We start from the raw sequence: 8,532 nt of genomic DNA on the forward strand, positions 1-8,532 counted from the left end.
TCGGCGGATACAGTGCTGGCGTGCTACCACCGACGGTCGCGGAGTGGCGGGACGGCGGTCGCCTGCTGAGCACGGCGGCGGGGAAGGTGTTCGTCCGCAGCGCCCCCGGCGACGGCCCGACGATCCTGCTGCTGCACGGCTATCCGTCGAGTTCCTACGACTACCGAGGCGTGGTGCCGCACCTGGAGGGTCGGGCCTGGGTGACGCTGGACTTCCTCGGCTTCGGGCTGTCGGACAAACCACGCCCGCACCGGTACAGCCTGTTCGAGCAGGCCGACATCGTGCAGTCCGTGGTGGCCGAGACGACGACGGGCCCGGTCGTGATGGTCGCCCACGACATGGGCACGTCGGTGGCGACCGAACTGCTCGCGCGCGACATCGACGGCAAGCTGCCCTTCGACCTGCGCGCGGCGGTGCTGACGAACGGCAGCGTCCTCCTGGACCGGGCGAGCCTGCGGCCGGCGCAGAAGATCCTGCGCGGTCCGCTCGGGCCGGTGTTCGCCCGGCTGACCAACGAACGCGGCTTCGCCCGCGGGTTCGGCAGGCTGTTCAGCGCCGCGCACCCGCTGACCCGCGAGGAAGCCGAGGCACAGTGGGCGCTGCTGGCCCACAACGACGGGAACCGGATCGCGCACCTGCTGATCTACTACCTCAACGAGCGTGTGGAGTTCGCGCCGCGATGGCATGGCGCCGTGCGTGATTGGGGCAAGCCGCTGAGCTTCTTGTGGGCGCTCGACGATCCGGTCGCGACGGGCAATGTGCTCGACGGTCTGCGCGAACTGCGGCCCCACGCGGACGTCGTCGAGCTGCCGAGCGTCGGCCACTATCCACAGGTCGAGGTGCCCGATGTGTTCAGCCGGGCCGCGCTCAGCCTGCTCGACGCTAGCCGAGGAAGTTCGTGATCGCCGACGTCAGCTCGGGGGAGTCGGAGCTGTCCAGGTTCTGGTAGCTGCCGCCGCTGATCTCGGCGACCGCCTCCCAGGTCGCGCGGTCGGAGTCCGAACCGAAGTCGATGACGTTGACCGCCACCGGCTTGGCCTCGTCGAACGCGCCGCGGATGTACTGCTGCAGCCCGTCCCCGTTGAGGGTCTGGTCGGTGTGCGGCCCGGTCGTGATCACCAGGACCGAGTTCTTCTGCCCCTGACGGTAATTCGCCATCGCTTCGGTGTAGACCAGCCGTAGCGTCGTGAACGACACCGCGCCGCCGCCCGAGGCGGACTGTCCGTCCAGCGTCGAGGTCAGCGCCGCCGAACGCGGCTGCCCGTTCACCTGATCGCTGAGCGGTCCGGTGCTCACCTCCGAACGGCCCGACGTGCCGTCGAACGTCCACAGCCCCACCGCCGCCGATGCAGGCAACGCCTGCAGACGGGCGTTGAGCGCGGAGACGACATTGGACAGCCGAGGTCGTCCGCCGTCGTCGGTAGGCATGGACTGGTCGAGCATGATCGTCACCGCCGGATTGGCCGCCGGGGCGGTCAGGGCGTTGGCCAGCAGCGCGCGGGTCTCGTTGTCACCCACCGACAGCGGCGCCGGCACCGGCCCGAAGTCCACGACGTCGCTGTCCGGCGGCGTCATGCCCTGCGCGCGGAACCCGGCCTTGGCCAGTTCGGCGAGCTGTTCGGGTTTGCGCATGAATCGGGCGAATTCGCTTGCGGCGCTCTTCTGTTCCTGCGTCAACCCGTCCGCCGACAGCAGCACGGTCGGATAGTCGGCGACCGCCGCGGGCCCTGGCGGCAACCACGCGGACACCACCTTGGCGGCGTCCTGCAGATCCGCGCTGCGCTGGAAGAGTTGCTGTTCGGTGATGGCGACGGCGTGCACGGGCGCCGCGGCCGGATCGGACGCCTTGACCAGCGCATCCAACGCGGTCGAAGTCTTCTTGTCCGCGAGCTTCGGCTGACCCGCCATCATGGTGTTCACCGCGCGTGTGCCGTCGCTCGCTGGTGCACCGGCCGGTGCCGACGCGGCGGCGATCGCCTCCGCGGCGAGATAGGACGCGTCGCTGTCGCCGGTCAGCGGCAGCGCCAGCCGCAGCGAGCCCCAGCCCGGGAGGTTCAGGCCGTCCAGCGCCGTCGGGTTGCTCTGCAGGCTGGGCAGCGTCGACCAATTCTGCTGCGCCAAGGCACTTTTGAGCTGCGGCCGGACGGCCAGCACGACGGGGGAGGTGACCAGCGACCGGCTGTCGATGATCGTCTGCGCACCCGACGAGGCCTCGAGCCGGGCGGCCGACACCGAGCTGCCCGGAACCCACAGCGCGGGGCGGTCGCCCAGTTCCTTCGGCCACGGCCCGATGAAGCCGTTGACCACCTGATCGGATTCGGCGGGTTTGACGCCGATCTTCACGCATTTGTCGGCCACCGGGGCCGCAGTCTCGTTGTACCGGTTGGCCAGCGACTGGATCGGTTCGGCGATATTCGGGTCGGCCACCACCGCGACGGACAGTTCGCCATCCACGCAGCGCGCAGCCGCCTGATCGGTGCGATCGGACAGGGCGTCACCGAAGAAGCGCCACAAGATGACTGCGCCGACGAGGACGACGACCGCCACCAGGGCCGCGATGACGCCGACGCTGACGCCGCGCCTGCCCGCGGTGACCGCGCGGTGGCTGCCGGTCCACTCGCCGCCCTCCCACTCGCCGCTGTGCCTGCGAATCGGGCGAGACGGCGGGGCCGATCCGGCGTCATCCTCGAAGTCGGGTGTGTGATCCGGCGCGTCGGTGTAGTCCGGGCCATCCGAGTAGGCGGGGTCGTCTACGTCGTCGTAGTCGGAGCCGTCTTCGTAGTCGGAGCCGTCCTCGTAATCGGCGCCGGCGTCGTACCCCGCGTCCCCGCGGTCCGGTTCGTCATGGAGGTAGCCGAAACGCTCGGTCTGCGACTCGTCGTGCCGCTCGCCGAAGCCCCCACCTGGCGAGTCCTCGGAATCCGGTTTGCTGTGCCTGCCCACTTCCGCCCTTACTGACGCCGACCGGTCACCGGATCACGCACCGCTGTTTGCGGCCTTGTACTCGCGGCGGCGGCGATGCAGGATCGGCTCGGTGTAGCCGTTCGGTTGTTCGGCACCCGACAGGATCAGCTCCTGCGCGGCTTGGAACGCGATGTTGTGATCCGGATCCGTTGCCATCGGCTTGAATTCGGGATCCTGCTCGTTCTGCTTGTCGACGACGGCGGCCATCCGCTTGAGGCTGGCCACCACATCGTCGGGCGTGATAACGCCGTGGCGCAACCAGTTCGCCAGCAGCTGGCTCGAAATACGCAGCGTCGCACGGTCTTCCATCAACGCGACGTTGTGGATGTCGGGCACCTTCGAGCATCCGACACCGGCGTCGATCCAGCGCACCACGTAGCCGAGGATCGACTGGCAGTTGTTGTCGACCTCCTCGCGGATCTCCTCCGGCGCCCAGGCCAGTTCCTTGGCCAGCGGCACCGCCAGCAGCTGCTCGATGCTGGTGCGCTTTTCGCCCTGCAGCTCCTTGTGTACCTCGTACACGTCGACCTCGTGATAGTGCATGGCGTGCAACGTGGCCGCGGTCGGCGACGGCACCCACGCGGTGGTGGCGCCGGCCTTGGGCTGGCCGATCTTCTGCTCGACCATGTCGGCCATCAGGTCGGTCATCGCCCACATGCCCTTGCCGATCTGGGCTTTGCCGGAGAAGCCGGCCGCCAGGCCGATGTCGACGTTCTGGTCCTCGTACGCCTGGATCCACTGGGTGCTCTTCATCGCGCCCTTGCGGATCATCGGACCCGCTTCCATCGAGGTGTGGATCTCGTCGCCGGTGCGGTCGAGGAAGCCGGTGTTGATGAACACCACCCGGTCGGCGGCGGCCTTGATGCAGGCCTTGAGGTTGACGGTGGTGCGCCGCTCCTCGTCCATGATGCCGACCTTGAGCGTGTTGGCCGGCAGCCCCAGCACGTCCTCGACACGGCCGAACAACTCGATGGTGTAGGCGACCTCGTCGGGGCCGTGCATCTTCGGCTTGACGATGTAGACCGAGCCCGTGCGGCTGTTGACCAGCGGGCCGTTACCGTCGCCGGACTTGAGGCCGTGGATCGCGATCAGGCTGGTGAACAGCGCATCCTGAATGCCCTCGAAAACCTCGACTTCTTGGCCGTTGGCGTCGGTTCTGACGATCGCGTCGTTGGTCATCAGGTGGCCGACGTTGCGCACGAACAGCAGGCTGCGGCCGGGCAGCGTCAGCTCACCCTCGCCGTCCGGGGTGGTGTACGTGCGGTCCTCGTTGAGCCGGCGGGTGAAGGTCTTACCGCCCTTGCTCACCTCTTCGGTGAGGTCGCCGCGGTTGAGGCCCAGCCAGTTCCGATATCCGAGCACCTTGTCGTCGGCGTCGACGGTCGCGACGGAATCCTCGAAGTCCATGATCGTGGTGACCGCGGACTCCAGGACGACGTCCTTGATGCCTGCGGCGTCGGTCGAGCCGACGGGCGACTCGGGGTCGACGAGGATTTCGACGTGTAATCCGTTGTTGCGCAACAGCACCGACCACTGCGGCGCTCCGAGTTCGCCGGTGTAACCGACGAACTGCTCGGGGGTGGCCAGCCCGACGGAGTTGTCGTCACCCAGATCGATGAGCAGCTGGCCGTCGTCGATACGCAGACCGGTCGCCTCACTCCACTGACCGGAAGCCAGCGGTGCGGCGCCGTCGAGGAAGATGCGGGCGTACGCGATGACCTTGTCGCCGCGGACCTTGTTGTAGCTCTCGCCCTTCTCCGCGCCGTCGTCCTCGGGGATCACGTCGGTGCCGTACAGCGCGTCGTAGAGCGAACCCCAGCGCGCATTCGCGGCGTTGAGCGCGAAGCGGGCGTTGAGGATCGGCACCACCAGCTGCGGGCCGGCGGTCGTGGTGATCTCGTCGTCGACGCCCGCGGTGGTGATCGTGAAGTCGTCGGGTTCGGGCAGGAGGTAGCCGATCTCGGTCAGGAACTCCTTGTACGCGTCGTGGTCGAGCGGCTCGATGACCCGCTGCCGGTGCCATTTGTCGATGCGGGCCTGCAGATCGTCCCGCCTGGCCAGCAGTTCCTCGTTCTTCGGGGTCAGATCGGCGACGACCTTGTCCACGCCGGACCAGAAGGTGTCGGGTTCGATGTCGGTGCCGGGCAGCGCCTCGTTGTTGATGAAGTCGTACAGCACCTTGGCCACGCGCAGGTTCCCCACCGTCACGCGATCGGTCATCATTCCTCCTAGAACTGTCGCTCCAGCTTACCCAGCGGTAACCGGGCTTATTCGCAACCTGCCGGTCCGCCGCCGCCGGCGGCCGCGGCGAGAAGCCGTTCGCACCGATCGGCCAGGTCGGCCCGCAACGGCGTCGCCCGCTCCGCAATGATTTGCTGGATCCGCACGTATTCGGCACGACCGGCCGGTGTCTCGATCGCGATCGGCTCGAATCCGTATTCGCGGAGATCATAGGGGCTGGCCCGCATGTCGAGTTCGCGGGCTTCGGCAGCCAGTGCCAGGCAGTCCATCACCAATTCCGAGTGCACCAGGGGTCCGAGTTTGAAGGCCCACTTGTACAGATCCATCGAAGCGTGCAGGCAGCCCGGTTGTTCGGTGTCGACCTGGCGCCGCCGGGAGAGCTGTTCGGCGTTCAGCCGGGCTGCGGGTTCGGTGAAGAAGCGGAACGCGTCGAAGTGACTGCAGCGCAACGGCATCGAGTCGACAACCGCGTCGGTGCCCGCCGCGCCGAGCCGCAAGGGCACGCCGTCGTGGCGTACCGTCGGCGCCCGGTAGACCATCGCCCATTCGTGCAGCCCGAAGCAGTTCAGCCGCGCCTGACGGGCCTCGGTCGAGCGCAGCAGGCGGGCGACGAAGCGGACCGTGTCGATGCGCGCGGCCAGGTATTCGGGGCTCACCGTCACGACGTGGTGGTCACGCGTGTAACCAGTCCGTCTTAGGAAGCGCTGCGCCGGCGCGCCGACGAGGGCCACGCCGAAGCCGGGATGCCAGGTGCGCAGCTGGCCGGGCCGCAGGCTGTAGTAGGTGAACAGGAAGTCCCAGACCGGGTGCTTCTCGCCGGCGCGGGCCCGGCGGCGGTGCGGGGCGCAGAACGCGTCGGCCCGACGCTGGTGCGCCCTCTCGCGGGCCGTCCAGGCCTCTTCGTCGAGCAGTTCGGCGGTCCGGGCGCACAGGGCGACGTCAGACACGGTGGGTCCCGTCGCGCACGGTGCCGACCAGGTCCTCGACCAGATCCTCCAGCGCCACCATTCCCGTCACGCTGCCGTCGGGCCCGGTGACCAGCGCCAGGTGGCTGTTGGTGCGCCGCAGCCGCGACAACGCGTCGGGCAGCGGGAGAGACGCAGACACCACCGGCAGCGGGCGCACCATCGCGAAGTCCAGCACGGCGTCGGGGTCGTTGACGAACGCCAGCACGTCCTTGATGTGCAGGTAGCCGAGGTAGGCACCGGACGCGTCGGTGATGGGGAAGCGCGAGTAGCCGGTCTCGGCCAGCGCCTCCTCGACGGCGCCGACCGTCGGTCCGGCGCCCTCGCGCGCCACCGCCACGGTTCTGATCTCGCGCAGCGGGAATGCCACGTCCTTGACGGCGCGGTCGCGAATCTGCAGAGCCCGGGTCAGCCTGCCGTGCTCCTCGGGATCGAGCAGGCCCTCCGACAGCGATTCTGCGATCATCTCCGACAGCTCGACCGTGGACACCGTGACGTCGAGTTCGTCCTTCGGCTCCACCCGGAACAGCCGCAGCGTGGCGTTGGCGCACCAGTTGTAGAAGGCGATCAGCGGCCGGGCCATCCGGATCCACACCAGGTAGGTCGGGATCAGCAGCATCGCCGCCGACTCCGGACCGGCGATCGCGATGTTCTTCGGCACCATCTCGCCGAGCAGCACATGCAGGACGACCACCACGGCCAAGGCAACGACGAACGACACCGAGTGCAACACCGCGTCGGAGACGCCGATGGCGTCGAACGGCTTCTCCAGCAGGTGCGCGACGGCGGGTTCGCCGACGCGGCCGAGCAGGATGGAGCAGATCGTAATGCCGAGCTGGGCGCCCGCGAGCATCAGCGACAGGTGCTCACCGGCGCGAATCACGGTGATGGCGCTCTTCTTGCCCTGTTCGGCCAGCGCCTCCAGCCGGTCGCGTCGCGCGGAGATCAACGCAAACTCCGAGGCGACGAAGAACGCGTTGACGCCGAGCAGCAGCGCCGTCAGCAGCACACCGAGGAAGTCACCCATCGACGCTTCTCCCGTCGACGGCGTCGCCGCTGCGGCCGAGTTCGGTCAGCTCGAGCAGGTCGATGCGGCGCCCGTCCATCCGCAGCACGGTGGCCAGCCAGCGGTTGGGGTCCTCGAGGGGACCGTCGGGGTCGAACGCCTCGAGTTCGACCGACTCGCCCTCGTCGGGGATGTGGCCCAGCTTCTCGAGGACCAGGCCGCCGATCGTCTCGTAGTCGCCCTCGGGGGCGCGGAACGGCGTGGCGCCTGCGACCTCGTCGATGCGCAACAGGCCCGAGATCTGCCAGCCGCGGCCCGCGGGCACGACGTCGGGAGCTTCGTCGTCGTGTTCGTCGCGAACATCGCCGACGATCTCCTCGATGAGGTCCTCGACCGTGACCATGCCCGCCGTTCCGCCGTATTCGTCGACGACCAGCGCGGTCTGCAGGCCGTTGGCGCGGATCTGCGTCATCACCGCATCGCCGTCCAACGTCGAGGGCACCTTGGCCACCGGCAGCGCCAGCGACGCCAGCCGGGTGCTGCCGCGTTTGTCGATCGGCACCTCGAACACCTGCTTGACGTGGGCGATCCCGATCGTCTCGTCCAAGTCGCCGCGGATGATCGGGAACCGCGAGTATCCGGTCCGGATCGCGACGGTGACCAGATCTTCGACAGTGGCGTCGGCGTCGAGGGCCTCGATCTTCTGCCGCGGTGTCATCAGCTCCTCCGCGGAGCGGTCGCCGAACCGCAGCGACCGATCGACCAGCACCGCGGTGATCGGGTCCAACGCACCGCTGCGGGCCGAACTGCGCACCAGCGACACCAACTCCTGCGGGGAACGCGCCGAGCGCAGCACGGTGGAAGCCAACGCGCGCAGCGGCAACCGGCGCGACCAGCTGGTCCGACGGGCGCACCGCACGCTGTCGTTCCAGCTCTCCGGCGCCCAGGTCGGCATCTCGATCACCACGCTCGCGACGGGCTTTCTGGCCGAACCCGTCGTGGCCCGGCTGATCCACCCGGCGCTTGACGCGATCGGCGTACCGCCGCAATACACCGGCGGGATCGCGCTGGCGCTGGCGATCCTGATCGCCACCTCGCTGTCGATGGTGTTCGGCGAGCTGGTGCCGAAGAACCTGGCGGTCGCCCGACCGGTTCCGGTGGCGCGGTGGTCGGCCGCGCCGCAGTTGCTGTTCTCGGCGCTGTTCACACCGCTGATCCGGCTGACGAACGGCACCGCCAACGCGATCTTGCGCCGGCTGGGCATCGAGCCCGCCGAGGAGCTGCGCTCGGCGCGTTCCCCGCAGGAGTTGGTGTCGCTGGTGCGCAGTTCGGCCCGCAGCGGTGCGTTGGACCCGA

6 protein-coding genes and 1 pseudogene are annotated in these 8,532 nt (G+C 68.7%); 2 read left to right on the forward strand and 5 right to left on the reverse strand.

Translation table 11 applies throughout. The annotated features are described in order from the left end of the window. The first annotated feature begins 20 nt into the window (after positions 1 to 20). The gene (locus A5698_RS22860; protein WP_068301504.1) at positions 21 to 902 is read left to right on the forward strand and encodes an alpha/beta fold hydrolase; all 882 of its coding nucleotides are present in this window, start codon (positions 21 to 23) and stop codon (positions 900 to 902) included. Here the strand turns inward: A5698_RS22860 and A5698_RS22865 are convergent. From A5698_RS22865 to A5698_RS22885, 5 genes and pseudogenes are all read right to left on the reverse strand, one after another. Continuing rightward, a complete protein-coding gene (locus A5698_RS22865) occupies positions 883 to 2,943 on the reverse strand; it encodes a substrate-binding domain-containing protein (RefSeq protein WP_068301507.1) in 2,061 nt (686 codons plus the stop codon). The genes A5698_RS22860 and A5698_RS22865 overlap by 20 nt on opposite strands. 33 nt (positions 2,944 to 2,976) lie before the next feature. Continuing rightward, complete coding sequence (locus A5698_RS22870; protein WP_068301523.1) at positions 2,977 to 5,184, reverse strand: malate synthase G; 2,208 nt, start codon at positions 5,182 to 5,184, stop codon at positions 2,977 to 2,979. Between the two features lie 47 nt (positions 5,185 to 5,231). Next, positions 5,232 to 6,152, reverse strand: coding sequence for a 3-methyladenine DNA glycosylase (locus tag A5698_RS22875; protein ID WP_197506864.1), 921 nt, complete (start codon positions 6,150 to 6,152; stop codon positions 5,232 to 5,234). After that, the gene (locus A5698_RS22880) at positions 6,145 to 7,197 is read right to left on the reverse strand and encodes a hemolysin family protein (protein ID WP_067083159.1); all 1,053 of its coding nucleotides are present in this window, start codon (positions 7,195 to 7,197) and stop codon (positions 6,145 to 6,147) included. The genes A5698_RS22875 and A5698_RS22880 overlap by 8 nt, the downstream gene beginning before the upstream one ends. Next, positions 7,190 to 8,029: pseudogene (locus tag A5698_RS22885) on the reverse strand (hemolysin family protein); the annotation flags it as partial. The gene A5698_RS22880 and the pseudogene A5698_RS22885, both read right to left, overlap by 8 nt. On the opposite strand from A5698_RS22885, the gene A5698_RS22890 reads away from it, so the two are divergent. After that, on the forward strand, positions 7,971 to 8,532 hold a 562-nt coding region (locus tag A5698_RS22890), incomplete at its 3' end, for a CNNM domain-containing protein (RefSeq protein ID WP_231967498.1). The pseudogene A5698_RS22885 and the gene A5698_RS22890 overlap by 59 nt on opposite strands.

It is taken from the genome of Mycobacterium sp. E136 (genome assembly GCF_001666865.1).
Taxonomy (GTDB): domain Bacteria; phylum Actinomycetota; class Actinomycetes; order Mycobacteriales; family Mycobacteriaceae; genus Mycobacterium.